The sequence below is a fragment of the Streptosporangium sp. NBC_01639 genome, assembly GCF_045209755.1.
Lineage (GTDB): Bacteria > Actinomycetota > Actinomycetes > Streptosporangiales > Streptosporangiaceae > Streptosporangium.
In genome coordinates, this window is the sequence record NZ_CP109272.1 from 8,261,228 (window position 1) to 8,287,626 (window position 26,399).

Annotated in this window: 22 protein-coding genes; 18 read left to right on the plus strand and 4 right to left on the minus strand. The window is 69.6% G+C overall.

All coding sequences use genetic code 11. The features are described from left to right. The first annotated feature begins 16 nt into the window (after positions 1-16). Both nirD and OHA77_RS37570 read left to right on the plus strand, forming a co-directional pair. Complete coding sequence (nirD, locus tag OHA77_RS37565; protein WP_406313922.1) at positions 17-376, plus strand: nitrite reductase small subunit NirD; 360 nt, start codon at positions 17-19, stop codon at positions 374-376. 46 nt (positions 377-422) lie between these two features. Continuing rightward, entirely contained in the window at positions 423-1,592 is a 1,170-nt protein-coding gene (locus tag OHA77_RS37570; protein ID WP_406313923.1) for a uroporphyrinogen-III synthase, read from the plus strand. A gap of 86 nt (positions 1,593-1,678) precedes the next feature. Here OHA77_RS37570 and OHA77_RS37575 read toward each other — a convergent pair whose 3' ends face one another. Continuing rightward, complete coding sequence (locus tag OHA77_RS37575; RefSeq protein ID WP_326823452.1) at positions 1,679-2,533, minus strand: PAC2 family protein; 855 nt, start codon at positions 2,531-2,533, stop codon at positions 1,679-1,681. A gap of 210 nt (positions 2,534-2,743) precedes the next feature. Between OHA77_RS37575 and metH the strand changes: the two genes are divergently transcribed. The 13 genes from metH (at position 2,744) to OHA77_RS37640 (ending at position 19,744) form a co-directional block, all read left to right on the plus strand. Further along, complete coding sequence (gene metH / locus OHA77_RS37580) at positions 2,744-6,208, plus strand: methionine synthase (protein WP_406313924.1); 3,465 nt, start codon at positions 2,744-2,746, stop codon at positions 6,206-6,208. A gap of 20 nt (positions 6,209-6,228) precedes the next feature. Continuing rightward, positions 6,229-6,879 (plus strand): HAD family hydrolase, encoded by a 651-nt coding sequence (locus OHA77_RS37585; protein ID WP_406313925.1) that lies wholly within the window; start codon positions 6,229-6,231, stop codon positions 6,877-6,879. Between the two features lie 143 nt (positions 6,880-7,022). Continuing rightward, positions 7,023-7,568: a cellulose synthase gene (locus tag OHA77_RS37590; RefSeq protein ID WP_406313926.1), complete on the plus strand. Its 546-nt coding sequence runs from the start codon at positions 7,023-7,025 to the stop codon at positions 7,566-7,568. A 263-nt stretch (positions 7,569-7,831) separates the two neighbouring features. Continuing rightward, the gene (locus OHA77_RS37595; protein WP_326823448.1) at positions 7,832-8,842 is read left to right on the plus strand and encodes an ABC transporter permease; all 1,011 of its coding nucleotides are present in this window, start codon (positions 7,832-7,834) and stop codon (positions 8,840-8,842) included. 57 nt (positions 8,843-8,899) lie between these two features. After that, entirely contained in the window at positions 8,900-10,678 is a 1,779-nt protein-coding gene (locus OHA77_RS37600; RefSeq protein WP_406313927.1) for an ABC transporter substrate-binding protein, read from the plus strand. Positions 10,679-10,759: 81 nt separating this feature from the next. Next, complete coding sequence (locus tag OHA77_RS37605; RefSeq protein ID WP_406313928.1) at positions 10,760-11,773, plus strand: ABC transporter permease; 1,014 nt, start codon at positions 10,760-10,762, stop codon at positions 11,771-11,773. Then, on the plus strand, positions 11,770-12,810 hold the full coding sequence (locus OHA77_RS37610; RefSeq protein ID WP_406313929.1) for an ABC transporter ATP-binding protein: 1,041 nt from the start codon (positions 11,770-11,772) through the stop codon (positions 12,808-12,810). Before OHA77_RS37605 ends, OHA77_RS37610 begins: the two co-directional genes overlap by 4 nt. Further along, positions 12,807-13,862: an ABC transporter ATP-binding protein gene (locus tag OHA77_RS37615; RefSeq protein WP_406313930.1), complete on the plus strand. Its 1,056-nt coding sequence runs from the start codon at positions 12,807-12,809 to the stop codon at positions 13,860-13,862. The genes OHA77_RS37610 and OHA77_RS37615 overlap by 4 nt, the downstream gene beginning before the upstream one ends. Positions 13,863-14,098: 236 nt before the next feature. Then, positions 14,099-15,757: an ABC transporter substrate-binding protein gene (locus OHA77_RS37620; RefSeq protein ID WP_406313931.1), complete on the plus strand. Its 1,659-nt coding sequence runs from the start codon at positions 14,099-14,101 to the stop codon at positions 15,755-15,757. Between the two features lie 3 nt (positions 15,758-15,760). Then, positions 15,761-16,765 carry an ABC transporter permease gene (locus tag OHA77_RS37625; protein WP_406313932.1) on the plus strand — a complete coding sequence of 335 codons (1,005 nt, stop codon included), beginning with the start codon at positions 15,761-15,763 and terminating at the stop codon, positions 16,763-16,765. 28 nt (positions 16,766-16,793) lie between these two features. Continuing rightward, positions 16,794-17,696 carry an ABC transporter permease gene (locus OHA77_RS37630; protein ID WP_406313933.1) on the plus strand — a complete coding sequence of 301 codons (903 nt, stop codon included), beginning with the start codon at positions 16,794-16,796 and terminating at the stop codon, positions 17,694-17,696. 3 nt (positions 17,697-17,699) lie between these two features. After that, complete coding sequence (locus OHA77_RS37635) at positions 17,700-18,680, plus strand: ABC transporter ATP-binding protein (protein ID WP_406313934.1); 981 nt, start codon at positions 17,700-17,702, stop codon at positions 18,678-18,680. Then, on the plus strand, positions 18,677-19,744 hold the full coding sequence (locus OHA77_RS37640; RefSeq protein ID WP_406313935.1) for an ABC transporter ATP-binding protein: 1,068 nt from the start codon (positions 18,677-18,679) through the stop codon (positions 19,742-19,744). Before OHA77_RS37635 ends, OHA77_RS37640 begins: the two co-directional genes overlap by 4 nt. 201 nt (positions 19,745-19,945) lie before the next feature. Here OHA77_RS37640 and OHA77_RS37645 read toward each other — a convergent pair whose 3' ends face one another. The 3 genes from OHA77_RS37645 to OHA77_RS37655 all read right to left on the minus strand — a co-directional run bounded on the left by OHA77_RS37645 (position 19,946) and on the right by OHA77_RS37655 (position 22,972). Next, positions 19,946-20,629: a response regulator gene (locus tag OHA77_RS37645; RefSeq protein ID WP_406313936.1), complete on the minus strand. Its 684-nt coding sequence runs from the start codon at positions 20,627-20,629 to the stop codon at positions 19,946-19,948. Next, positions 20,626-21,840, minus strand: a complete 1,215-nt coding sequence (locus OHA77_RS37650) for a sensor histidine kinase (protein ID WP_406313937.1) — start codon at positions 21,838-21,840, stop codon at positions 20,626-20,628. Before OHA77_RS37650 ends, OHA77_RS37645 begins: the two co-directional genes overlap by 4 nt. Positions 21,841-22,102: 262 nt before the next feature. Continuing rightward, positions 22,103-22,972 carry a RecB family exonuclease gene (locus OHA77_RS37655; protein WP_406313938.1) on the minus strand — a complete coding sequence of 290 codons (870 nt, stop codon included), beginning with the start codon at positions 22,970-22,972 and terminating at the stop codon, positions 22,103-22,105. A gap of 168 nt (positions 22,973-23,140) precedes the next feature. On the opposite strand from OHA77_RS37655, the gene OHA77_RS37660 reads away from it, so the two are divergent. The 3 genes from OHA77_RS37660 (at position 23,141) to OHA77_RS37670 (ending at position 26,388) form a co-directional block, all read left to right on the plus strand. Next, positions 23,141-24,229, plus strand: coding sequence for a site-2 protease family protein (locus OHA77_RS37660; RefSeq protein ID WP_326827111.1), 1,089 nt, complete (start codon positions 23,141-23,143; stop codon positions 24,227-24,229). A 164-nt stretch (positions 24,230-24,393) separates the two neighbouring features. Beyond that, positions 24,394-25,929 carry a hypothetical protein gene (locus OHA77_RS37665; RefSeq protein WP_406313939.1) on the plus strand — a complete coding sequence of 512 codons (1,536 nt, stop codon included), beginning with the start codon at positions 24,394-24,396 and terminating at the stop codon, positions 25,927-25,929. 12 nt (positions 25,930-25,941) lie between these two features. Continuing rightward, entirely contained in the window at positions 25,942-26,388 is a 447-nt protein-coding gene (locus OHA77_RS37670) for a hypothetical protein (protein ID WP_406313940.1), read from the plus strand. Positions 26,389-26,399 lie beyond the last annotated feature (11 nt).

A 26,399-nucleotide genomic window follows, 5' to 3' on the forward strand; every position in this document is an offset into this window, starting at 1 on the left:
GAAGGGAACTCCCACGATGACCGTTCTCAGCGAGTACACGACCACGGCGACGACCGAATGGACCCCGGTCTGCGCCTACACCGACCTGCTGTCCGAGCGCGGTGCGTGCGCGCTCGTCGGCCCGCACCAGATCGCGTTGTTCCGGACCTTCGACGGCGAGCTGTTCGCCATCGGCAACCAGGACCCGTTCAGTGGCGCCCAGGTCCTCTCCCGGGGGATCGTGGGCACCAGGGCAGGCGAGCCCAGTGTCGCCTCACCCATGCACAAACAGGTGTTCTCACTGGTCACGGGCAGGTGCATGGACGACCCTGCGGTGGCCGTACCGACCTATCCCATCCGGGTCACCGACGGCACAGTGGAAGTGAGCGCGAGGTGAGCGAGCACGGAGCCCGCCACGGCGAACGAGAAACGGTGAACGACAGATGAGCATCGCCCTACTGGACGGCTCCGCGGAGTCCCCTGAGACCGCTCCTGACGCATTGGCCGGGTTCACGATCGGGGTGACCGCGACCCGGCGGCGTGAGGAGTTCTGCGCGCTGCTGGAACGGCGCGGCGCCAGAGTGGTGCGCGCCCCGGCGATCCGGCTGGTGCCGCTGGCCGAGGACGCCGACCTGCTGGCCGCGACCCGGGCCAGCCTGGCGGGCCCGATCGACGACGTGGTGGTCACCACCGGGGTCGGTTTCCGCGGTTGGATCGCCGCGGCCGAGGGCTGGGGGCTGTCGGGAGACCTGGCGGAGCATCTGACCTCCGCGCGGTTGCTGACCCGCGGGCCCAAGGCGCGCGGCGCGGTCCGGGCCGCGGGGCTGAACGACCACTGGACGCCGTCCACCGAGTCGTGCGAGGAGGTCAAGCAGTATCTTCTCGCCCAGGACCTGCGCGGCCGCCGCATCGCCGTGCAGTTGCACGGGGAGCCGCTGACGGGGTTCGTGGCCGCGCTGCGCGAGGCGGGAGCCGAGGTCATCGAGGTGCCGGTCTACCGGTGGCTGCCCTATCGAGACACCTCGCCGCTGCGCCGCCTGATCAGCCAGGCGATCTCCGGCGGGGTGGACGCGGTGGCCTTCACCAGCGCCCCGGCGGTGCTGGCCATGCTGGGCGCGGCCCGTGCCGAGGGCCTGGAGGACGCGCTGGTCGCGGCCTTCGCCGGACCGGTCGTCGCGGCCTGCGTGGGGCCGGTCACGGCGGGACCGCTGCTGGCGCGCGGGGTGCCGGCCGTACAGCCCGAGCGGGCCCGCCTGGGCGCGCTGGCCCGCACCCTCGCCCGGCACCTGCCCGAGCACAGCGTCACCCGACTGGTCGCGGGTGGTCACCGGCTGGAGATCCGCGGGCACGCCGTGGCCGTGGACGGTGAGCTCAAGCCGCTGCCGCCCGCGCCGATGGCGGTGCTCAAGCGCCTGGCCGACAAGCCCGGCCACGTGGTGGCCCGCTCCGAGCTGCGGACCGTGCTCCCCGGCGGGCCGTCCCGCGACTCGGCGGAGCACGCCGTCGAGATGGCCATCACGCGCCTGCGCCGTGCCCTGGGCCCGTCCGGCATCGTCGAGACGGTCGTCAAGCGCGGTTACCGGCTGGCCTGCGACCGGCACGAGAGCCTGTGAGGGGACGTCCCGGCCCACCGGGTCGCGCGTCCTCCCGCGTCGGCTGAGGGACGGAGACGGAGCGGGGGCGACGGGAGCCGGGTGTCTCAGCCGTCGCCGTCGCGGTCGCGGCGGCGCAGGTAGCGCTCGAACTCCGCGGCGATGGCGTCTCCGCTCGCCTCGGGCAGCTCGGCGGCGTCCTTGCGCTCCTCCAGCTCCTTGACGTATTCGGCCACCTCGCTGTCCTGCGAGGCCAGCTCGTCCACGCCGTGCTCCCAGGCCCGTGACTCCTCGGCCAGGGCGCCGAGCGGCATCGGGATGTCGAGGAGGTCCTCCACCCGGCTGAGCAGGGCCAGGGTGGCCTTGGGGTTGGGCGGCTGGGCGACGTAGTGCGGCACCGACGCCCACAGGGAGACGGCGTGGATCCCGGCGGTGCCCAGCGCGTGCTGGAGGACGCCGACGATGCCGGTGGCCCCCTCGTAGCGGCTCAGCTCCAGGTTGATCGCCCGGGCCAGGCCCTCGTCGGTCGCCGAGCCGACGATCGGCACCGGGCGGGTGTGCGGGGAGTCGTTGAGGAGGGCGCCGAGCAGCACCGCCAGCTCCACCCCCAGCTCGCGGCAGACCACGATGATCTCCTCGCAGAAGGCACGCCAGCGCATGTTGGGCTCGATGCCGCGCAGCAGCACCACGTCGCGGTCCACGCCCGGCGGCCGGGCCACCGAAAGCTTGGTGGTCGGCCAGGTGATGGAGCGGGTCAGTCCCTCGCCCATCTCGACGATGGGGCGGGTGACCTGGAAGTCGTAATACTCCTCCGGGTCGATGGAGACCAGCGGGGTGGCCTTCCATTCGTCCTCAAGGTGTGCGATCACTCCGCTCGAGGCCTCACCCGCGTCGTTCCACCCCTCGAACGCGGCGATCAGCACCGGGTCGACGAGCTCGGGTAGACCTTCGAGTTCGATCACGCGCCGCCTCCTTCTGGCCTCGCCGTACTATCCGCCTAAGCCTATGCGGTGAGGGGGCCTTTACGTCACCTTCCCGGAGCTCTCCGGTTGACGAGGACGCTGCGGCCGATCTCCGGCGTAATCCTGGCCGTTCTGTCGGTTGATTGGGATATAAGTCCAGTTGAGGCCATAAATAATGATCCTCCGAGGGTTCCCAGTAAGCTTTCCCCCATGACTAGCAGACCGTCTTTCCGTGAAGTCCTGGCCGAGCGCGTCATGGTCGCCGACGGGGCCATGGGGACGATGCTGCAGGCACACGACGTCACCATGGACGACTTCGAGGGGCACGAGGGCTGCAACGAGGTGCTCAACGCCACCCGCCCCGACATCGTGCGGGCCGTGCACGACGCCTACTTCGAGGTCGACGTCGACTGCGTCGAGACCAACACCTTCGGGGCCAACCTCGCCGCCCTCGGCGAATACGACATCTCCGAGCGGACCTACGAGCTGTCGGAGTCCGGTGCCCGGGTCGCCCGCGAGGCGGCCGACCACTGGTCCACCCCCGAGCACCCCCGTTACGTGCTCGGCTCGATCGGTCCCGGCACCAAGCTCCCCACCCTCGGGCACAAGCCGTACGGCGTGTTGCGTGACGCCTACTACGACAACGCGGCCGGGCTCGTCGCCGGCGGCGCCGACGCCCTGATCATCGAGACCTGCCAGGACCTGCTCCAGGTCAAGGCCGCCGTCGTCGGGGCCAGACGGGCCATCGCCGACTCCGGGCGCGACGTGCCGGTGATCGCCCAGGTCACCGTGGAGACCAACGGCGCGATGCTGCTCGGCTCGGAGATCGGTGCCGCGCTCACCGCCATCGAGCCGCTCGGCATCGACGTCATCGGCCTCAACTGCGCCACCGGCCCCACCGAGATGAGCGAGCACCTGCGTTACCTGGCGCGCCACGCCCGGGTGCAGCTGTCGTGCATGCCCAACGCGGGCCTGCCGCAGCTGACCTCCGACGGCGCCTACTACCCGCTCACCCCGGACGAGCTCGCCGACGCCCACGAGAACTTCACCCGTTCCTTCGGCCTCTCCCTCGTCGGCGGCTGCTGCGGCACCACCCCCGAGCATCTGCGCAAGGTGGTGGAGCGGGTGCGCGGCAACGAGCGCACCGCGCGCCGTCCGCGCCCCGAAGCCGGGGCGGCCTCCCTGTACCAGCACGTCCCGTTCCGTCAGGACACCTCCTACCTGGCGATCGGCGAGCGGACCAACGCCAACGGCTCGAAGGCCTTCCGCGAGGCGATGCTCGCCGAGAACTGGGAGGAGTGCGTCGAGATCGCCCGGGCCCAGGCCCGCGACGGCGCGCACATGCTGGACCTGTGCATCGACTACGTGGGCCGCGACGGCGTCAGGGACATGAAGGAGCTGGCGTTCCGCTTCGCCACCGCCTCCACACTGCCGATCGTGCTCGACTCCACGGAGCCCGCCGTGCTGGAGGCCGGCCTGGAGATGGTCGGCGGCCGGGCGATCATCAACTCGGTCAACTACGAGGACGGCGACGGCCCCGACTCGCGTTTCACCAAGATCATGAAGCTGGTCCGGTCCCACGGCGCGGCCGTGATGGCACTGACCATCGACGAGGAGGGCCAGGCCCGCACCGCCGAGTGGAAGCTCCGGATCGCCACCCGCCTCATCGAGGACCTGACCACCAACTGGGGGATGAAGGTCGAGGACATCCTCATCGACACCCTCACCTTCCCGATCGCCACCGGCCAGGAGGAGACCCGCCGCGACGGCGTCGAGACCATCGAGGCCATCGCGGAGCTCAAGCGGCGCTATCCGGGGGTGCAGACCGTGCTCGGTCTGTCCAACATCTCCTTCGGGCTCAACCCGGCCGCGCGCATCGTCCTCAACAGCGTCTTCCTCAACGAGTGCGTCAACGCCGGGCTCGACTCGGCCATCGTGCACGCCTCCAAGATCCTGCCGATGGCCCGCATCCCCGACGAGCAGCGCCAGGTCGCCCTGGACATGGTCTACGACCGCCGCAGGGAGGGCTACGACCCGCTGCAGCGGTTCATGGAGCTGTTCGACGGCGTCGACGCCGCCTCGGTCAAGGCCGACCGGGCGGCGGAGCTGCTCGGCCTGCCGCTGTGGGAGCGGCTCAAGCGCCGCATCGTCGACGGCGAGCGCAAGGGACTGGAGGCCGACCTCGACGAGGCGCTGGCGCAGCGCCCGGCTCTGGAGATCGTCAACGAGGTGCTGCTCGACGGCATGAAGACCGTCGGCGAGCTGTTCGGCTCCGGCCAGATGCAGCTGCCGTTCGTGCTCCAGTCGGCCGAGGTCATGAAGACCTCCGTGGCCTACCTGGAACCGCACATGGAGCGGGTCGAGGGCGAGAACAAGGGCCGCATCGTGCTGGCCACCGTCAAGGGCGACGTGCACGACATCGGCAAGAACCTGGTCGACATCATCTTGTCCAACAACGGCTACGAGGTCGTCAACCTCGGCATCAAGCAGCCGGTGTCGACGATCCTGGAGGCGGCCGAGGAGAAGAACGCCGACGTCATCGGCATGTCCGGCCTGCTGGTGAAGTCCACGGTCATCATGAAGGAGAACCTCGAGGAGATGAACTCCCGGGGGATCTCCCAGCGGTTCCCCGTCCTGCTCGGCGGCGCCGCCCTGACCCGCGCCTATGTGGAGCAGGATCTCGCCGAGCTGTTCCAGGGCGATGTCCGCTACGCCCGGGACGCCTTCGAGGGCCTGCGCCTGATGGACGCCTTCATGGCGGTCAAGCGCGGCGAGAGCGGCGCGAGCCTGCCGCCGCTGCGCGAGCGGCGGGTCCGGGCCGGTGCGACGCTGGTGCGGACCCCGGAGGCCGAGATGCCGGCCCGGTCCGACGTGGCCGCCGGCAACCCCGTCCCCACGGCCCCCTTCCTCGGCGACCGGATCGTCAAGGGCATCCCGCTCGCCGACTACGCCGCGTTCCTGGACGAGCGGGCGACGTTCATGGGCCAGTGGGGTCTCAAGGCCGCGCGGGGCGGCAGCGGCCCCTCCTACGAGGAGCTCGTCGAGACCGAGGGCCGGCCGCGCCTGCGGATGTGGCTGGAGCGGATGCAGACCGAGGGGCTGCTGGAGGCGGCCGTCTCCTACGGCTACTTCCCGTGCGTCAGCGACGGCGACTCGCTGATCATCCTTGACGAGGCGGGCAACGAGCGGACCCGGTTCACCTTCCCCCGCCAGCGCCGCGACCGGCACCTGTGCCTGTCCGACTTCTTCCGGTCCAAGGACTCCGGCGAGGTCGACGTGGTCGCCTTCCAGGTCGCCACGATGGGCAACCGGGTCTCCGAGGCCGCCGCCGAACTGTTCGCCAAGGACGCCTACCGCGACTATCTGGAGCTGCACGGCCTCTCGGTGCAGCTGACCGAGGCGCTCGCGGAATACTGGCACGCACGGGTCCGCAGCGAGCTCGGGATCGGCGGTGACGAGTCGCTGGAGGACATGCTGAAGGTCAACGTCACCGGCTGCCGTTACTCCTTCGGCTATCCCGCCTGCCCCAACCTGGAGGACCAGGTCCAGCTGATGGAACTGATCGACCCCTCCCGGATCGGGGTGAGCCTGTCGGAGGAGTTCCAGCTCCACCCCGAGCAGTCCACCTCCGCGTTGGTCGTCCACCATCCCGAGGCCAGCTACTTCAACGTTTGACCGTAAGGGGTTTTCCGGGAATGGACGCGGTTCTCTTCGACATGGACGGCCTTCTCGTGGACAGCGAGAAGATCTGGTTCCAGGTCGAGTCCGAGGTGATGGAACGGCTCGGCAGCCCCTGGGGCGTCGCCGACCAGGAGCGGCTGGTGGGGGGCTCCATGACGAGCACCGTCGCGTACATGCTCAAGGTCTCGGGGGCCGACGCCCACCCCGACGACGTGGCGGCCTGGATGCTGGCGGGCATGACGGGCAGGCTCGCCGACGGCGTGGAGATGATGCCCGGCGCCGCCGAGCTGCTGGCGTTGGTACGGCGGGCGGGCGTGCCCACCGCCCTGGTCACCTCCTCGGCGCGGCCGATCGCCCGGGCGTGCCTGAAGGGCATCGGCGAGGGCAACTTCGACCACGTGGTGACCGGCGACGACGTGACGAGGACCAAGCCCCATCCGGAGCCCTACCTCACGGCCGCCCGGCTGCTGGGGGTGGCCGCGGCCCGCTGCGTCGCGCTGGAGGACTCCCCGAACGGGGTGGCCTCGGCCACCGCGGCGGGCTGCCGGGTGGTGGCGGTGCCGAGTGTGGTGCCGATCCCCGCCGCGCCGGGCCGCCTGGTCGTGGAGTCCCTGCGCAAGGTCGACGTCGAGGCGCTGCGGACGCTGGCGGCCCGCCACTCCTGACCGTCCGTCCCCGTGAGGCGCTCCGGACCCCTTAGTCACCGCCGCCTGCCCCCTAGGGGATGATCCCTCCCCAGGGAGGAGGGATTCGTCCGACCCGGCGTGCCAGGATGGATCGGGTAAGCCGATACGAGGGGCGGTCCACCATGTTCGACCAGATCGCATGGCTGCCGCTCTGCGCCGGGGTGACCGGTGTGGGGCTGGTGCTCAGTTTCCTGGCGATGCGCCGCAGAGGGGCGGTGGCCGGGCTGCGCGGCGTCGCCTGGTCGCTGCTGCCGCTGGCGGCCTACCTGACCGGTGCGCTGTCCACCCTGTGGCAGATCGGCACGGCGATCGGCGGGTTCCTCACCGGGATGGTGTTCAACCCCATGGTGTGGGCCGGAGTGGCCGTGACCGGGCTCTCCGTGGTGCTGTTCCTGGTCACCGGGGTGCTGCGCGGCCGCCGTAGGGCGAGGTCCGTGGCGCCCGAGACCCCCGCGGTGGGGGCGTCCGCGGCGCCGGGCAGGCCGGTGGCCTCCGGAGGCGCCGTCACCCAGCCGCTGCCGCGGCGCAAGGCGGCACCCGCCGCGAAGCCCGGCGCGCCCACCGCGAAGCCTGCTGCGAAGCCTGCTGCGAAGCCCGCTGCGAAGCCCGCTGCGGACGACGATTTCTCCGATATCGAGGACATTCTCAAGCGTCGTGGGATCGGGTGACGCTGAGTTACCCATCAGTGCAATGTCACGAATCCGAGACGGAAATGGGACGGGTTCCGGACATTCGCCTCGCGATAAGAACGAATGAATTTCGCATGAATCACAGTTGGGCCACATAGCGCGCCAGGGGACTAGTCAGCCCAGATCGGCCCATAGATTCTGCGTCACGGGACCGGGAAACGGGCCCGTAGGCACAGGGCGCGGCCCCGACCCGGGGGACGCGTCCATCGGACAATGTCGTCTGGGATCCAGGGGGCCACTGTATGACCGCACCGCTCGATGTCTCCGGGCAGGCCATGGAGGCCCAGCCGGAGGCCGTGCTTCAAGGGGCGGGCGGAAAGGCCATCGAAGGCCGTTCGCTCGGCCAGATCGCCTGGATACGCCTCAAGCGCGATAAAGCGGCGATCATCGGCGCTTTCGTCGTGGTCTTCCTGACGCTGGTCGCGATCTTCGCCGAGCGTCCCTTCGGCGGTCTGATCGCGCTGTTCGGCGACCTGCCGAACCTGCCCAACAACGACCTCGTCGATCCGATGACCAGTGCTCCGATCGGGGCCTGGGGCGGCATCAGCCTGGAGCACCCCTTCGGCCTCGAGCCGGTCAACGGCCGTGACCTCTTCGCCCGGATCCTGTCCGGCGCGCAGATCTCGCTGCTGGTGGCCTTCCTCGCCACGCTGGTCTCCGTGGTGCTCGGCTCGCTGCTGGGCGTCGTCGCGGGCTACTTCGGCGGCTGGATCGACACGGTCATCAGCCGGCTGATGGACGTCTTCCTGGCCTTCCCGCTGCTGCTGTTCGCGATCGCCATCGTGGGCGCGCTGCCCGATCGCGCGCTCGGCCTCTCCGGCAACGGGCTGCGGATCGCGGTGATCGTGTTCATCATCGGCTTCTTCAGCTGGCCCTACATCGCGCGCATCGTGCGCGGTCAGACCCTGTCGCTGCGCGAGCGGGAGTTCGTGGACGCGGCGCGGTCGCTGGGTGCGGGGAACGCCTACATCATCTTCCGCGAGATGCTCCCCAACCTCGTGGCGCCGGTCCTCGTCTACTCGACGCTGCTCATTCCCACCAACATCCTGTTCGAGGCCGCGCTGTCGTTCCTCGGGGTGGGTGTGAACGAGCCTCAGGCGTCCTGGGGCGGCATGCTCACCCGTGCGGTCGACTACTACCAGATAGCCCCGCACTTCATGATCGTCCCGGGCCTTGCGATCTTCGTCACCGTCATGGCCTTCAACCTGCTGGGCGACGGGCTCCGGGACGCCCTCGACCCCCGAGCCCGGTAGCGACCGCTTCCGGTCCTCTAGATCACCGTCACTCATGACAAGGGGTGGACAACCACGATGAGGAAGACCAACGCTCTGGCGCTCGCCGCGCTGGGTACCGCGCTGACCATGGGTCTCGCTGCCTGTGGCGGCACGGCCGGTGGAGGCGGCAACACGGGTTCCGGGAACAACGGCGCCGGTGCCGCGGCCTCCACCGCCAAGCACAACGACGGCTACACCAAGGTCGTCAACGCCTCGGACGCCAAGGGCGGCACGCTCAAGTTCGCGCTGTCGGACGAGCCGGACTCGATGGACCCGGGCAACACCTACTACGCGTGGAACTGGAACTTCTCGCGTCTGTACTCGCGCCCGCTGATGACCTACAACCCCTCGCCGGGTGAAGGCGGTCTGAAGCTCGTCCCGGACCTGGCCGAGGGCCCCGGTGAGGCCAGCGCCGACGGCAAGACCTGGACCTACAAGCTCAAGAAGGGCATCAAGTACGACGACGGCACGGAGGTCAAGGCCGCGGACGTCAAGTACGCCATCGCCCGCAGCAACTTCACCTCCGAGCTCACCGACGGTCCGAAGTACTTCGCGCAGTACCTCGACGCCGGCGACTACAAGGGCCCGTACAAGAACAAGAACCTCGACGACTTCAAGGGCGTCGAGACCCCGGACGACTACACCGTCGTCTTCAAGCTCAAGGACCCGTTCGCGGAGTTCGACTTCCTGGTCGCCAACCCGCAGTCCGCGCCGGTGCCGCAGGCCAAGGACACCGGCCTCGACTACGAGAAGACCGTCGCCTCGACCGGCCCCTACAAGATCGAGAGCCACGAGGTCGGCAAGCAGTTCAACCTCGTGAAGAACGAGAACTGGGACCCGGCCACCGACCCCACCCGCAAGCAGCTGCCGGACCGCATCGAGCTGCAGTTCAAGCAGAACGCCGAGGACATCGACCAGCGCCTGCTCGCCGGGCAGATCCAGGTCGACCTCGCCGGCACCGGCGTCCAGACCGCGGCCCGCGCCAAGATCGTCGCCGACCCCAAGCTGAAGGACTCGACGGACAACCCCTTCACGCCGTTCAACCGCTACGCGATGATCTCGACGGCCGTCAAGCCGTTCGACAACATCGACTGCCGCAAGGCCGTCCAGTACGTCACCGACAAGGTTGCCACCCAGGCACCGTGGGGTGGCCCGCTCGGTGGCGAGATCGGCACCACCGCGATGACCCCGACCACGGTCGGCTACAAGCCGTTCGACCTGTTCCCGAACGGTGCCGACCACAAGGGCGACCCGGCCAAGGCCAAGGAGGCCCTGGCGGCCTGCGGTCAGCCCAACGGCTTCGAGACCAACATCGCGGTCCGCGGTGACCGGACCAAGGAGGTCCAGGTCGCCGAGGCGCTGCAGGCCTCGCTCGACAAGGTCGGCATCAAGGCCACCATCAAGAAGTACCCCTCGGGCGACTGGAGCTCGCAGTACGCCGGCAAGCCGGACTTCGTGCACAAGAACGGCCTGGGCATCATGATCGCCGGCTGGGGTTCCGACTGGCCGTCCGGGTTCGGCTTCCTGTCGCAGATCGTCGACGGCCGCTTCATCAAGGCCTCCGGCAACTACAACATGATGGAGCTCAACGACAAGTCGGTGAACGAGCTGCTCGACAAGGGCATCCAGACCACGGACACCGCCGCTCGCAACGAGATCTGGTCCGAGGTGGACAAGAAGGTCATGGAGTCGGCGGCGTTCCTGCCGTTCGTCTACGAGAAGACCCTCATCTTCCGCCCCGCCAGCCTGACCAACGTGTACGTGCACCCGGCGTACGGCATGTACGACTACACGTGGCTCGGCGTCAAGCAGTAGTCCTTCTCTAGCTAGCCAAAGGCAGGTGAAGGCCTGACGGTGCCCGGGAGCGGTCCTCCCGGGCACCCCGGCCGAACGATCGTGGTCGCTTTCATCGTCCGCCGCGTGATCGCCGCCGTGCTGATGCTCGTCATCGTCAGCGTGGCCACCTTCGCGATCTTCTTCCTCATCCCGCGCGCCCTGGGACAGACCCCTGAGGGCATGGCGTCGCGCTACGTCGGACGGGATGCCACGCCCGAGTCGATCCAGGGCGCTGTCAAGCGGCTCCACCTCGACGACCCGCTCATCGTGCAGTACGGCCGGTTCGCCCAGGGCATCGCCGTCGGCCAGGACTACTCGCTCGGCCCGAAGAAGGCCGAGTGCCCGGCGCCGTGCTTCGGGTACTCCTTCAACAACAACCAGCCGGTCTGGCCGACGCTGCTCGACCGGCTCCCCGCGACGCTGTCGCTCGCCGCGGGCGCGGCGATCACCTGGCTCGTCGTCGGGGTCGGCATCGGCGTCGTCTCCGCGCTGAGACGCGGCAGCGTGCTCGACCGCGCCGCCATGACCGTGGCACTCGCCGGCGTGTCGCTGCCGATCTACTTCACCGGCCTGGTGTCGCTGTCGGTGTTCGCCTACACTCTCGGGATCTTCCCCGGCGGAGGCAGCTACATCGGGATCACCGAGAATCCGCTCATGTGGTTCCAGTCGCTCGTGCTGCCCTGGATCACCCTGGCGTTCCTCTACGCCGCCCTCTACGCCCGGCTCACCCGGGCGGGCATGCTGGAGACCATGGGCGAGGACTACATCCGCACCGCCCGCGCCAAGGGTCTCAAGGAGCGCACGGTCGTCACCAAGCACGCCCTGCGCGCCACGCTGACCCCGATCCTCACCATCTTCGGCCTCGACCTCGGCCTGCTGCTGGGCGGCGCGGTGCTCACCGAGAGCACCTTCTCCATCCCCGGCATCGGCAAGCTGGTCATCGACGCGATCCGGGGCAACGACCTTCCGGTGGTTCTGGGCGTGACCCTGTTCGCGGCCTTCTTCATCGTCCTGGCCAACCTCATCGTGGACGTCCTGTACGCGGTGGTCGACCCGAGGGTGAGGCTGTCATGACGACTGCGCCCGACTCCTTCCTGGAACTGCGCGACCTGCGCATCCACTTCCCGACCGAGGACGGCCTGGTCAAGTCCGTCGACGGCCTGTCCTTCAAACTCGACCGGGGCAAGACCCTGGGCATCGTGGGCGAGTCGGGGTCAGGCAAGAGCGTCACCAGCCTCGGCATCCTCGGCCTGCACAAGGGCGGCCGGGCCAGGATCTCCGGCGAGATCTGGCTGGACGGCGAGGAGCTCGTCAGCGCGAGCGCCGACCACGTGCGGACGCTGCGCGGCAAGAAGATGGCGATGATCTTCCAGGACCCGCTGTCGGCGATGCACCCCTTCTACACGATCGGTGCCCAGATCGTCGAGGCCTACCGGATCCACCACGATGTCAGCAAGGCGGTCGCCCGGAAGCACGCGATCGACCTGCTCGGCCGGGTGGGCATCCCGCAGCCCGACAAGCGCGTGGACAGCTACCCCCACGAGTTCTCCGGCGGCATGCGCCAGCGCGCCATGATCGCCATGTCCCTGTCGTGCGACCCCGAACTGCTGATCGCCGACGAGCCGACCACCGCCCTCGACGTGACGGTCCAGGCGCAGATCCTGGACCTGATGCTGGACCTGCAGCGCGAGTTCAACTCCGCGTTGATCGTCATCACCCACGACCTGGGCGTGGTCGCGGAGCTGTCGGACGACATCCTGGTGATGTACGGCGGCAAGTGCATCGAGTACGGCTCCGCCGAGGACATCTTCTACAGGCCCGAGCACCCCTACACCTGGGGTCTGCTGGGATCGATGCCCCGTCTGGACCGCGAGCCCACCGAGCGGCTGCTGCCGATCAAGGGCACTCCGCCCTCCCTGATCAATGTGCCGGCCGGTTGCGCCTTCAACCCCCGCTGCACCTTCGAGGACCGCACGGGAGGCAAGGCCACCACCGAGGTGCCCGAGCTCCTGGAGACCGAGGGCGGCCATCTGGTCCGATGCCACCTGCCGCCTGCGGAACGACGGGCCATCTGGGAAAACGAGATCAAGCCGATGATGGAGAGCACGTGACGGTTGATGACAAGGGCGCGGCTGTGACCGATCCCGAGGCGCTGCTGTCCGTCCAGGGCCTGCAGAAGCACTTCCCGGTGACCAGGGGCCTGCTCAAGCGCCAGGTCGGCGCGGTCAAGGCGGTCGACGGCGTCAGCTTCGACGTCCACAAGGGTGAGACGCTCGGCCTGGTCGGCGAGTCCGGCTGCGGCAAGAGCACCACCGGCCGCCTGGTCACCCGGCTGCTGGAGCCCACCGCCGGAAAGGTCGTCTTCGAGGGCCACGACATCACCCACATGTCGCAGGCCAAGATCCGGCCGCTCCGCCGCGACATACAGATGATCTTCCAGGACCCCTACTCGTCGCTCAACCCCCGCCACACGGTGGGCACCATCGTCGGTGCGCCGTACCGTATCCAGGGGGTCCAGACCGAGCAGGGCACCAAGAAGGCGGTCCAGGAGATCCTGGAGCTGGTCGGGCTCAACCCCGAGCACTACAACCGCTACCCGCACGAGTTCTCCGGCGGCCAGCGTCAGCGCATCGGCATCGCCCGCACGCTCGCGCTCAAACCCAAGCTCATCATCGCCGACGAGCCGGTCTCCGCCCTGGACGTCTCGATCCAGGCCCAGGTGGTCAACCTCCTGGAGGACCTGCAGAAAGAGCTCAACCTGACCTACGTCATCGTCGCGCACGACCTGTCGGTCATCCGGCACATCAGCGACCGGGTGGCGGTCATGTATCTCGGCAAGATCGTGGAGTTGGCCGACCGCAAGGCCCTGTACGAGTCGCCCATGCACCCGTACACCACCGCCCTGATGTCGGCGGTCCCGGTGCCCGACCCGGCCCGGCGCAAGGACCGCGAGCGCATCCGGCTCCAGGGCGACGTGCCGAGCCCGCTCAACCCGCCGCCCGCCTGCCGGTTCCACACCCGCTGCTGGAAGGCCCAGGCGGTCTGCAAGACGGTGGAACCGCCGCTGGTGGAGCTCGCCACCGGCCACCAGGTCGCCTGCCACTTCCCGGAGAACGCCCCCGCCTCCGGAGAGTCCGCGGCCGTGGGGAGCGCCTCCGCCTGAGCACCCGGCGAACGCCTGTCCGGTACGGCATGCCGTACCGGACAGGCGTTCTCGCGTCTGAAGCACGCCGGGCCGGGTTCTGTCGCCGACTGTCACATTTGTGCCACAGCCTCCCCCGGAGACTGGTCAGCCGATGCCCGCCCCGTGGATCCTGCGATCACCGGAATTCCGCACGACGGCCATGACCTGGCCGCGAGACGGCGACGAGGTGCAGCATGCGACGAGACGGTATGCCCTTGCGGAGAACAGCGGTGGTGGTCGTGGGCGCGGCCCTGATCAGCTCGGTGGCGGCGTGCGGAGGCGGAGGCGGATCCGGGCCGGGAGCCACCGCGACCGGCGCGCCGAAGGACTCGACCTTCATTTTCGCCTCCTCGGCGGACCCCAGCATCCTTGATCCGGCCTATCACAGTGACGGTGAGTCCTCCCGGGTGACCAACCAGATCTTCGAGACGCTGGTGGCCACCGAGGTGGGCGGGACCGCGGTCGTGCCGGGATTGGCGGAGAGCTGGGAGGTGAGCAAGGACGCCAAGACCTACACCTTCAAACTGCGCCGGGGGGTGAAGTTCCACGACGGTGAGACCTTCGACGCCGCCGCCGTGTGCGCGAACTTCGAACGCTGGTACAACTCCACCGGACTCGCGCAGTCCGACTCGGTCTCCTACTACTGGGTGACGGTGTTCCGGGGCTTCGCCAAGAACGAGTCCGACAGCCTCGGCAAGAGCCTGTACGGCGGGTGCGCGGCCAAGGACGACGCCACCGCGGAGATCAAGCTCACCGAACCGTCCGCCGCGGTGCTGTCGGCGCTGACGCTGTCGTCGTTCGGCATCGCCAGCCCCAAGGCGCTGAAGGACTACAAGGCCGACGAGGTGAGCGGGACCGCCGAGTCACCCCAGTTCACCGGGACCTTCGGCACCGAGCACCCGACCGGCACCGGGCCGTTCAAGTTCGCGTCCTGGACGCGCGGCGACAAGCTGGAGCTGGTCCGCAACGACGACTACTGGGGTGAGAAGGCCAAGCTCAACAAGATCATTTTCCGGCCCATCGAGAAGGCCGCCGACCGGGCGCAGGCGTTGCGCGCGGGCTCGGTGCACGCTCTCGACTATGCCGACCCTGCCGACCTGGAGTCACTCAAGAGCGCCGGGGCGCAGGTCATCGAGCGGGCGCCGTTCAACATGGGCTACCTCGGCTTCAGCCAGAAGACCAAGATCATGCAGAACCAGAAGATCCGTCAGGCGATCGCCCACGCGATCAACCGGGAGAACGTGGTGAAGACCAAGTACGCCACGGGTGCCAAGGTCGCCAACGCGTTCATGCCGGACAGCCTGTGGAGCTACACCGAGGACTTCGCCAAGTACGACTACAACGTGGCCAAGGCCAAGCAGCTCATCGCCGAGTCCGGTGAGGCGGACCCGACGCTGGAGTTCTGCTACCCGAGCGGGGTCAGCCGCGCCTACATGGTCGACCCGGCCGGCAACTTCCAGCTGATGAAGGCCGATCTGGAGGCCGCGGGCTTCAAGGTCACCCCGAAGACCTCACCCTGGAGCCCCGACTATCTGAACATCTCCCAGGCCGGTGACTGCCCGCTCTACATGCTGGGCTGGAACGGCGACTTCGGCGACCCCGACAACTTCCTCGGCACCCTGTTCCAATCCTTCTCCAACCAGTGGTCGTTCCGGAACGAGCCGATCTTCAAGGTGCTGAACGACGCCGAACGCGAGCCCGACCAGGCCAAACGCGAGGAGCTGTACAAGCAGGCGAACGCGCTGATCGCCGACTTCGTGCCGGGCGTGCCGTACGCCCAGAGCCCCTCCTTCTCGGCCGCCGCCAAGAACGTCCGGGGTTGGGTGCCGAGCCCGGTGCTCAACGACGTCCTCGCCACGATCTCGCTGTCCTGACGGATGCTGAGGTTCGTCGTCAGACGGCTGGCGCTGCTCGTCCCGATCCTGCTGGGACTGTCGATCCTGCTGTTCCTGTGGGTCCGGGCACTGCCGGGAGGGCCCGCCGAGGCCCTCCTCGGGGAGCGGGCCACCCCGCAGGCCATCGAGCGGGTGAAAAGGCTCTACGGCCTGGACCGGCCCTGGTACGAGCAGTACCTCACCTGGGCCGGCAACCTCTTGCACGGAGACCTCGGCGTGTCCAGCCGGACCCAGCACCCGGTCCTCGAAGAGCTGCTGCGGACCTTTCCGGCCACGGTGGAGCTCGCCCTCACCGCGATGATCTTCGCGGTGGGGGTGGGCGTCCCCCTCGGCTACTTCGCCGCCCGCCGGCACGGCACCTGGCTCGACCACGTCTCGGTCGCCGGGTCGCTGTTCGGCATCACGGTCCCGGTCTTCTTCCTGGGCTACATGCTCAAGTTCGCCTTCGCCGAGAAGCTCGGGATCCTGCCCACCGACGGCCGTCAGGACCCGCTGATCGACGCCGTGCACCCCACCGGGTTCTATGTGCTGGACGGCCTGGTCGCCGGGAACCCCGGGGCGTTCTGGGACGCTCTGGCGCACCTGGTCCTGCCCGGCGTCGCCCTGGGGACCATCCCGCTGGCGATCGTGGTGCGCATCACCCGTGCCTCGGTGCTGGACGTGCTGCACGAGGACTACGTGCGCACCGCCGAGGCCAAGGGACTGCGGCCGGCCACGATCCGGGGACGGCACGTACTGCGCAACGCCATGCTCCCGGTCACCACGATCATCGGCCTGCAGGTCGGGCTGCTGCTCGGCGGCGCCGTACTGACCGAGACCGTCTTCGCGTTCCCGGGGTTCGGCAAGTTCATCGCCGACTCGATCATGGCCAGGGACTACGCGGTGCTGCAGGGCTTCATCCTGTTCACCGCCGTGGTCTTCGTCCTGGTGAACCTGCTGGTCGACATCGCCTACGGGCTCATCGATCCGAGAGTGAGGGTCGCGTGAACGGATACGCCGTGACGAGGTGGCGCGCGTGAGCCTCTCCCAGGCCGAGGCCGCAGCCGTCACCCCGGACGAGGCGGGTGGCGGCCTCGGCAGGGACGCCTGGCGCCGATTGCGGCGCAACCCGGTCGCGATCACGGGCGCGATCCTAGTGCTCCTGTTCGTCGCGGTGGCCCTGCTCGCCCCGTGGCTGGCCCCCTTCCCACCGGACAAGCCGGTCGGCCAGGTCACCCCCACCTCCATCCCCGGTCCGTCCGCCGAGCACTGGTTCGGCCTCGACGACCTGGGCCGTGACGAGTTCACCCGCGTCCTGTGGGGTGCCCGCTGGTCCCTGGTCATCGGCGTGGTCTCACTGCTGCTCGGCATGGCGGGCGGCCTGCTGCTCGGCCTGCTCGCCGGGGCCTTCGGCGGCCTGGTCGACACCGTCGTGATGCGTTTCGTCGACATGGTGCTGTCGATCCCCGGCCTGCTGTTCGCCATCGGCGTCGCCGCCATGCTGGGAGCGGGGCTGGACGCCGTGATGATCGCCATCGCGGTGGTGAACGTGCCGGTCTTCGCCCGGCTGCTGCGCGGCCAGATGCTGGCCCAGCGCCAGTCCGACTACGTGCTGGCGGCCCGGGCGGTCGGCGTGCGACGGTGGCGGATCGTGCTCGGCCACGTCCTGCCCAACTCACTGACCCCGGTCATCGTGCAGGGCACCCTCACCCTCGCCACCGCCATCGTGGACGCGGCCGGCCTGGCCTTCCTGGGCCTGTCCAGCAACGACCCCAGCATCCCCGAATGGGGCCGGATGCTGGCCGACACTCAGCGCTACCTGTCCAGCGCGCCGCTGCTCGCCGTCTTCCCCGGCCTGGCCATCGTCTTCGCCGCGCTCGGCTTCACCCTGCTGGGGGAGTCGCTGCGCGAGGCCCTCGACCCCAAATACCGGCGGTGACGCGTGAGTCTGCTCAGAGTCGAAGAGCTCAATGTGGTCTTCCGCCGGAGAGGCCGCGAAGACGTGCGCGCCGTGGACGGCGTCAGCTTCTCGGTGGCGCCGGGCGAGACCGTCGGACTGGTGGGGGAGTCGGGCTGCGGCAAGTCCGTCACTTCGCTCGCCGTCATGGGACTGCTGCCCAGACGCGGCACCCTGGTGCAGGGGAGCGTCGCCTTCGACGGGACCGAACTGCTCGCCCTGCCCGCCGACAAGCTGCGCGCACTGCGCGGCCGGGACATGGCCGTCGTCTTCCAGGATCCGATGACCTCGCTCAACCCGGTCGTCCCCATCGGGGTCCAGGTGACCGAGGTGCTCGTCCGGCACCGCGGCATGGCCTCGGGAGAGGCGCGGGCCGAGGCGGCCGACCTGCTGCGCCGGGTGGGCATCCACGATCCCGCCAGACGGCTGAAGGAGTATCCCCACCAGCTCTCGGGAGGGATGCGCCAGCGCGCGCTGATCGCGACGGCGCTGGCCTGCCGCCCCAGGCTCCTCATCGCCGACGAACCCACCACCGCGCTGGACGTCACCATCCAGGCGCAGATCCTCGACCTGCTCAAGGCGCTGGTCGCCGACACCGGGACCGCCCTGGTCCTGATCACACACGATCTGGGAGTGGTCGCCGGGATGTGCGACACCGTCCATGTGATGTACTCCGGCCGGATCGTCGAACGGGCGTCCCGGCACGATCTCTTCGCCGGTCCCCGCCACCCCTACACCGCGGGCCTGCTCGCCTCCGTGCCGCGGCTCGACCGGCCGCGCGGCGAGCGCCTGGAACCCATCCAGGGCTCCCCGCGCGACACCATCCCCTGGTCGCGGGGCTGCGCGTTTGCACCGCGCTGCCGCAACCGCGTCGACCGATGCACCGGGTCGGCGCCGGAACTACGCGGTGGCACCCACAGCCTGCGCTGCTTCAACCCGATCGAGGCCGAGGTGGTCGACCGATGAGCTCCGAGCCGCTGCTGTCGATCCGCGGGCTGAAGGTGCACTTCCCGATCAAGAAGGGTGTGCTGCTGGGGCGGGTCGTCGGCCAGGTCAGAGCCGTCGACGGAGTCGACCTCGACGTGCCGAGCGGCATGACCTACGGCCTGGTCGGGGAGTCGGGCTGTGGCAAGAGCACGCTCGGCAAGGCCGTACTGAGGCTGGTCGAGCCCACGGCCGGAACCGTCCTGTTCGACGGCGTCGACGTCGGAGCGCAGGGCCCGGAACGGCTCCGCCTGCTCCGGCGGCACATGCAGATGGTCTTCCAGGACCCGCTCGCCAGCCTGGACCCCCGGCAGAGCGTGGAGTCGGTGCTCACCGAACCGCTCCGGACCCACGGCTTCACCGGAGACCGCCGCCGGCGGGTGCGGGAACTGCTCGACATCGTGGGACTGCCCGCCGGGTCCGCGGGCCGGTACCCCCACGAGTTCTCCGGTGGCCAGCGGCAGCGGATCGGCATCGCCAGGGCGATCGCCCTGAACCCCCGGCTGATCATCGCCGACGAGCCGGTCTCCGCGCTGGACGTCTCCATCCAGGCGCAGATCGTCAACCTGCTGGAGGACCTGCAGGAGCAGCTGGGGCTCACCTACGTCGTGGTCGCCCACGACCTGGCGGTGGTGCGGCACGTCAGCGACGTCATCGGGGTGATGTATCTCGGCGCGCTGGTGGAGGAGTCCCCCTCCGACGAACTGTACGCCGAGCCGCTCCACCCCTACACGATCGCGCTGATGTCGGCGATCCCGATCCCCGATCCCGAAGTGGAGGAGCGCAGGCGGCGGATCCTGCTCACCGGGGACCTGCCGTCCCCGGTGGACGTCCCGTCCGGTTGCCGGTTCCACACCCGCTGCCCGTTCCGGCAGCCGACGCGCTGCGCCGACGAGCCGCCCGCGCTCCGGGAGGCGCGCCCCGGCCGCAGTGTCGCCTGCCACTGGGCGGAGGAGATCGCGGCGGGCCGGATCCGGGCCGCCGCCGGCGCCCACGACCCCGCTGCCACCGAGGCCGGCGCCCCGGTCACCCCAGCGCCGACATGACCGGGGCGAAGTACCGGCGGAGGTCATCGGTGGTCAGCTCACAAATGATCATTCAAAGGTCTCCAACGGTCACAAGGGCTCCGCCGCCGCCTCCGGGGCGCCGGCGTACCGCGGGCGGTCGGCATTCCAGTGTGCCGGGTGACGGCTTCAACCGGATGCCCGGTCGCCGTCGGAGCCCCGGAGGCCGGCGCCCAGGGGCCGCTAGGGGATGGCGCCGGGTGTGATCAGGCCGGTCTCGTAGGCCAGGACCACGGCCTGGACGCGGTCGCGCAGGCCGAGCTTGGTGAGCACGTTGCCGACGTGGGTCTTGACCGTCGTCTCGCTCACCACCAGCTCGGCGGCGATCTCCGCGTTCGACATGCCGCGGGCGATCAGCCGCAGCACCTCCATCTCGCGTTCGGTGAGCCGGTCCAGGCGGGCCGGGGCGGACTGCTGGTGGGCCGAGGGCAGGTGCGCCCCGAACCTGTCCAGCAGCCGCCGGGTGACGCTCGGGGCGACGATGGCGTCTCCCGCCGCGACCACCCGGATGGCCTGCACCAGCTCGTCCGGTGGGACGTCCTTGAGCAGGAAGCCGCTGGCTCCGGCGCGCAGCGCCTCCACGATGTATTCGTCCAGGTCGAAGGTCGTCAGCACGAGGACTTTGGGCACATGGGCGCCGCCGGAGGCCTCGCGCACGATCCGGCGGGTCGCCTCTATGCCGTCCACGCCGGGCATCCGGATGTCCATCAGCACCACGTCGGGCATCAGCGCGCGCGACTGCTCCTGAGCGGCCTTGCCGTCCCCGGCCTGGCCGACCACGGTGATGTCGGGTTCGGCCTCCAGGATGAGACGGAACCCGGTGCGCAGCAGTGGCTGGTCGTCCACCAGTAGCACTCTGATCGTCATGGCACGTCCTTGAGGGGAAACCGGGCGTCGACCTCGAATCCGCCCTCCGGCCGCGGGCCGATTCTCAGGACTCCACCATAGAGGGCGACACGTTCGCGGATGCCGACCAGACCGTGTCCGGTCCGATCGCCGGAGGAACCGGGGGCGCCGGAGAGGCCGGGGGCCTCCGGGCCGTGGCCGTCGTCCTCGACCTGGACGGCCAGCTCACCCGGCCCCTGCCGTACGGTGACCCAGGCGCGGGCCTGCGGACCGGCGTGCCGCAGGCAGTTGGTCAGCGCCTCCTGAACCAGCCGGTAGACGGCCAGGTCGACACCGGGGGGCAGCCGTTCTCCCTCGCCACCCATGTCCAGCTGCGTCGGCAGGCCCGCCTCCCGCATCTGGTCGACCAGTGCGGGGATCTCCCGCACCCCCGGCTGGGGGTTGCGCTCGGCCGGCGCCGCGTCGGTCCTGAGCACACCCACGAGGTTGCGCATCTCGGCCATCGCGGCCCGGCCCGTCTCCTCGATCGCCGAGAGCGCCTCGCGGGCACCGTCGGGGTTGGTGGCCAGCACCCGGCGTGCCGCGGAGGCCTGGACGGTCATCACGCTCACGTGGTGGGCCACCACGTCGTGCAGCTCCCGGGCGATGCGGGAGCGTTCCTCGGCCCTCGCCGCGCGGGTGTCGGACTCCCGGACCTGTTCGGTCCGCTCGGCTCGGTCGCGGAGCTCGGCGAGGTAGGCACGGCGTAGCCGGACGCTCCGGCCGGTGATCCACATGGTCGTGGCCAGGACGGCCACGAGCAGGTGGGCCGTCCGGTCGCCGAGCCCGCCGGAGGCCGCCACCAGCAGGACCCGGCAGATCAGGCTGACCAGCAGCGCGCACAGACTGAGGGCCAGACCTCGCTGGGCGGCGATCGTGTAGACCAGCATCAGCGCGGCGACCCAGAGCAGGGAGCCGCTCTGGTGCAACGACGCCAGAGTCATCTCGATGAGGCCGACCAGGATGAGCATCGTGAACGGCAGGTGGCGGCGGAGCGCCGGAGACAAGCAGCCGGCCACGACCAGAGCAAGGCCCAGCACGTCGGGCTCCATGAGCCCGGCTGGGGCGCCAAGGAGGAGACCGGCGTGGGCGTAGGGCACCGCGGCGACCGCCAGCGCCACCGCCAAGGCGGCGTCGGGGATCAGCGGGTGTCCGGAGAGCCAGGCCCGCAGGCCGCCGGGGGTGTTGCGCACACAATCAATTTAGGCGTCACATTCCGGCGGCCACCCTGCCGGAGGGGGATATCCCCCTCATCCCCGCGGATGACCCCGGCGGCCCGTACCGCGGGGCGGGCCTGCGGGGCGTCGCGCACGGTCTCCCGGAACCGGGGGACCCCCGGCGTGGAAAGAAGGGCCGGAGCGCCGCTCCGGCCCTTCCCCGGATGATCCGGGGCGTCGCTTCCGGGGCCCGATCCCCCCCCCGGAGCGTCTCTCCGGGCCGCTCCGGGACGGTTCTTCAGAGCTCGTCGGTGGCCGCTCTGGAGGTGCGGCGGGTGCTGCGCACGGTGTCACCCGGCTGCCGTTCGGGCAGCGGCGGGGGAGTGCCGCCGAACTGGGGGCACAGCTCCTGGTAGGAGCACCAGTCGCACAGGCGGCTGGGCCTGGGGGGCCACTCGCCGGTCTCCATCGCCCGCTCGATGGCCGTCCACAGCGCCTGCACCTTGCGCTCGGTGGCGCGCAGATCGGCCTCGTCGGGGGAGTAGCGCAGCACCTCGCCGCCGCCCCCCAGATACATCAGCTGGAGCAGCCGGGGCACCGAGCCGTGCAGCCGCCACAGGGTCAGGGCGTAGAACTTCATCTGGAACAGCGCCTTGGCCTCGAAGGCCGGCCCCGGCGCGCTGCCGGTCTTGTAGTCGACCACGCGGACCTCGCCGGTGGGTGCGACGTCCAGCCGGTCGATGTAACCGCGCAGCATCAGGCCGCTGTCGAGCACCGCCTCCACATACAGCTCCCGGTCGGCGGGCTCCAGGCAGGTGGGGTCCTCAAGGGTGAAGTAGCGCTCCAGCATGGCACGGGCCTGGGCCAGCCACTGGGCCTGCTCCCGGTCGTCGGTGAACATGCCGCCGTAGGCGGGATCCTCGGCCAGCAGCCTGCGCCACTCCGGCTCCAGCAACTCCAGGGCGGCGGCGACGGTGCGTCCGGGAGCGGGGAGGTCGTAGAGGCGTTCCAGCACTGAGTGGACCATGGTGCCCCGCACCGCGGCGGGAGACGGCGGCTCCGGAAGCCGGTCGATCACCCGGAACCGGTAGAGCAGCGGGCACGTCATGAAGTCACCGGCGCGGGACGGCGACAGCGCTCCGATGATCGTGGGCTCGGTCAGTGACATGCCCGCACTGTAGGTCACAGTGACGACAGTTTGTGCTCTGGGTGGCCGCGAGACGTCTGCGGGTGGCGTGATGGCGCGTAGCATCAAGGCCTGAAGGTGAAGTGGACGAGGAGTGGTGAGCCAGCGGTGAGCAGCGAGAGTCCGCGTCAGGACAATCCGGGACTGCGGATGGGACGGCCGTTCGGCATCCCGGTGTACGTCTCGCCCACCTGGCTCATTGTGGCGGCGTTCATCACCTACATCTACCAGAAGGTGGTGATCGCCCAGCTTCCCGACCTGAGCGTCCCACTGTCCTATGTGGTCTCGTTCGTCTTCGCGGTGCTGCTGTACGTGTCGGTGCTCCTGCACGAGCTGGCACACTCCGTGGTCGCCAAGCTGTACGGCCTGCCGGTCCGCCGCATCACGCTCTACCTGCTCGGTGGCGTCTCGGAGATCGAGCGCGAGCCGGAGACCCCCGGCCGGGAGTTCATGGTGGCCTTCGTGGGGCCGCTGCTCTCGTTCGGGCTGGCCGCGATCGGTTTCGCCGCCTACCAGGTCATCGATCCGGCGACCATCCTCGGCGTGCTGACCTTCCAGCTCTGGGGGGCCAACCTGATCGTCGGGGTCTTCAACGTCCTGCCGGGGCTGCCGCTCGACGGCGGCCGCATGCTGCGCGCCGGGGTCTGGAAGCTCACCCGCAATCCGACCTCGGGCACGATCGTGGCGGCCTGGACCGGCCGCGCGCTGGCCGTCGTCCTGGTCGCGGTGCCCGTCGGGCTGGCGCTGATGAGCGGGCAGTCTCCGGGTTGGGAGGTCATCTGGTCGGTGCTGCTCGCCTCCTTCATCTGGCTCGGCGCCACCCAGTCGCTGCGCAGTGCCCGGGTGCGTGCCCGGATCCCGCAGGTGAACGCCCGGGCCCTGGCCAGGCGGGCCATCGCGGTGACCGGAGACCTGCCGCTGGCCGAGGCTCTGCGCCGGGCCGCCGAAGCCCAGGCGGGGGCGATGGTGGTGGTCGACCACGAGGGTCACCCGACGGGGATCGTGAACGAGGTCGCGGTCGAGGCCACCCCGGAGGGCCGCCGTCCCTGGGTGACGACCGGCTCGCTGGCGCGCAGTCTCGAACCGTCGCTGGTGCTGGCCGCCGACCTGTCGGGAGAGTCCCTGATCGACGCGATGCGCGAGACCCCGGCGGGGGAATACCTCCTCGTGGAGCGCGGCGGCGAGATCTTCGGGGTGCTGGCCACGTCGGATGTGAACCGGGTGTTCAGCGGGGTTTAGCGAACCGCCGGGGGTCTTCGGGCGTCTCACTGGGTGTGTGCCCGGGACGATGCGGTGACGTGCGGGAAGATCGCCCGCTTTTGTCCTACTCGTTTTCGGTACGTGCCACGGCTAGTGTTCTGGGCAACTGAACCGGTTGGCCATGGAGCTTAAGGGACGCACAATTGGCACCCCCCGACACGCCGACCTCGGCCGGTGATCTCACCCCGGAGCTGATCGGCACGCCCGGCTGGGATGATCGCCTGGTCGCCGCCGCTGGAATCCCCGTGTACGACATTCCGTTCCTGACCGTCGGCGGAGGCATGGGTTCCTTCGTGACGCTGGACTATCTGCGGATCTACGGGGTCCCCACCTCCCGGATGCGGGTGGTGTCCAACATCGACACCCCCTGGCAGACCTACGAGTTCCTGACCAGGTGCTCGCAGATCCCCCGGTCGGAGCGGATCCGTTCCGACTCCTCCTCGCGGCCCGACAACATCTGGGGATTCCCCTCCTACGCCCTGCAGGAGACCTGGACGGACAAGACGCCGGCCTACCTGTGGCAACTGCTGACCGAGCCGCTCCTGAACGACTACTGGACGCCGCGCGCGGGCACGGTCTTCGAGAGCCTCGAACGCGAGGCCAGGCGCATCGACTACTGGGACATGCTGGTCAAGGGACAGGTCCGGATGGTGCGCCGCCGGGTGGGCGGCGGCTACTTCACCGTGGTCACCCCCCCGGAGGGTACGGCGCCGACCAAGCGGATCGTCTTCCGCTCACGCTTCGTGCACGTCGCGATCGGCTATCCGGGGCTGAAGTTCCTGCCCGACCTGCAGGAGTTCCGCACCAAGCACGGTGACTACCAGCATGTGGTCAACGCCTACGAGCCGCACGAGCAGGTCTACGAGTTCCTCAAGACCCGCCCCGGCACGGTGGTCATCCGGGGCGGCGGCATCGTGGCCTCCCGTGTGCTGCAGCGCCTGTTCGACGACCGGGAGAGGTTCGGGCTGCAGACCCAGATCGTGCACATCTTCCGGACCTTCGTCACCGGGTCCCACGGCCCGCACGCCTGGGCGCGCCGCAAAGGCGGCGACGGCTGGGCCTACCAGGGCTTCAACTACCCCAAGTCGGTGTGGGGCGGCCAGCTCAAGGCGCAGATGCGCAAACTGGAGGGTGCCGAGCGCGCCGCCAAGTACAAGGAGATGGGCGGCACCAACACCCCCTACCGCCGGCGCTGGCAGGAGCAGTTGCGGGCGGGGCGCAGCGGCGGCTACTACCACCCGGTGCAGGGCACCGTGGACCGGGTGGAGCACGCCCCCGACGGGCGGCTGGTCAGTTACGTGCGCAGCGGCGACGGTCTCGTCCGCGAGCCGGTGGCCGACTACATCATCGACTGCACCGGCCTTGAGGCCGACATCGCCGAGCACCGGATCTACGATGACCTGCTCCGGCACGGAGGGGCGTACCGCAACCCGGTCGGCAGGCTGGAGGTGGAGCGTCACTTCGAGGTGAAGGGGACGGCGAGCGGGGACGGCGCCCTCTACGCCTCCGGCTCCGCGACACTCGGCGGTTACTTCCCCGGTGTCGACACCTTTCTGGGACTGCAGATCGCGGCTCAGGAGATCGCCGACGACCTGGCGCGGCGGGGGTTCGTCCGCAGGATGGGGCCGTTACGGTCAACCTCGCAGTGGTTCAAATGGGCACTCAACTCACCGGTGTAAGGAGTGTTCTCCATGGTTCCGACTCTGGCGGGGCGCATCCAGACGCGGCTCTTCCTGCTCGCCACCGTGGGCGCGATCATCACGTTGCTGATCGTGCCGGTGCTGCCGGTGCTGCCGGGGTCCTCGGGGCCGCTCGGCGACCGCTACGTCACCGGGTTCCTGGTCCTGACGGCGGTGGCCGTGCTGGGGGTCGGCTGGGAGCTGGTCTACCACTTCCTCATGCAGTTCCGGTGGGAGAAAGACTGGCCGACCCTGTTCGGCTTGCTGACGGTCCTGCCCGAAGGCCTTCTGCTGTACTTTTTGCTACGGTCCGGTGCAGTTGATTTCATTGATCCGGTTCCGTCGGCCGCCTTCTGGACACATTTCACCGTCGTCTGGGTCTGTGTGTGGCTGGTGGCGAACGGTCCGATGCGCGTGCCGTTCATCCGATGGCGTTTTCGGGGAGGGAGAGTTCTATGACCGAGCGGAGC

Excerpts from the sequence above, each read along its gene's own strand:
- nirD (WP_406313922.1), top strand. The coding sequence starts at position 17 with ATGACCGTTCTCAGCGAGTACACGACCACGGCGACGACCGAATGGACC.
- OHA77_RS37570 (WP_406313923.1), top strand. The coding sequence starts at position 423 with ATGAGCATCGCCCTACTGGACGGCTCCGCGGAGTCCCCTGAGACCGCT.
- metH (WP_406313924.1), top strand. The coding sequence starts at position 2,744 with ATGACTAGCAGACCGTCTTTCCGTGAAGTCCTGGCCGAGCGCGTCATG.
- OHA77_RS37585 (WP_406313925.1), top strand. The coding sequence starts at position 6,229 with ATGGACGCGGTTCTCTTCGACATGGACGGCCTTCTCGTGGACAGCGAG.
- OHA77_RS37590 (WP_406313926.1), top strand. The coding sequence starts at position 7,023 with ATGTTCGACCAGATCGCATGGCTGCCGCTCTGCGCCGGGGTGACCGGT.
- OHA77_RS37595 (WP_326823448.1), top strand. The coding sequence starts at position 7,832 with ATGACCGCACCGCTCGATGTCTCCGGGCAGGCCATGGAGGCCCAGCCG.
- OHA77_RS37600 (WP_406313927.1), top strand. The coding sequence starts at position 8,900 with ATGAGGAAGACCAACGCTCTGGCGCTCGCCGCGCTGGGTACCGCGCTG.
- OHA77_RS37610 (WP_406313929.1), top strand. The coding sequence starts at position 11,770 with ATGACGACTGCGCCCGACTCCTTCCTGGAACTGCGCGACCTGCGCATC.
- OHA77_RS37625 (WP_406313932.1), top strand. The coding sequence starts at position 15,761 with ATGCTGAGGTTCGTCGTCAGACGGCTGGCGCTGCTCGTCCCGATCCTG.
- OHA77_RS37640 (WP_406313935.1), top strand. The coding sequence starts at position 18,677 with ATGAGCTCCGAGCCGCTGCTGTCGATCCGCGGGCTGAAGGTGCACTTC.
- OHA77_RS37645 (WP_406313936.1), bottom strand. The coding sequence starts at position 20,629 with ATGACGATCAGAGTGCTACTGGTGGACGACCAGCCACTGCTGCGCACC.
- OHA77_RS37655 (WP_406313938.1), bottom strand. The coding sequence starts at position 22,972 with ATGTCACTGACCGAGCCCACGATCATCGGAGCGCTGTCGCCGTCCCGC.
- OHA77_RS37660 (WP_326827111.1), top strand. The coding sequence starts at position 23,141 with ATGGGACGGCCGTTCGGCATCCCGGTGTACGTCTCGCCCACCTGGCTC.
- OHA77_RS37670 (WP_406313940.1), top strand. The coding sequence starts at position 25,942 with ATGGTTCCGACTCTGGCGGGGCGCATCCAGACGCGGCTCTTCCTGCTC.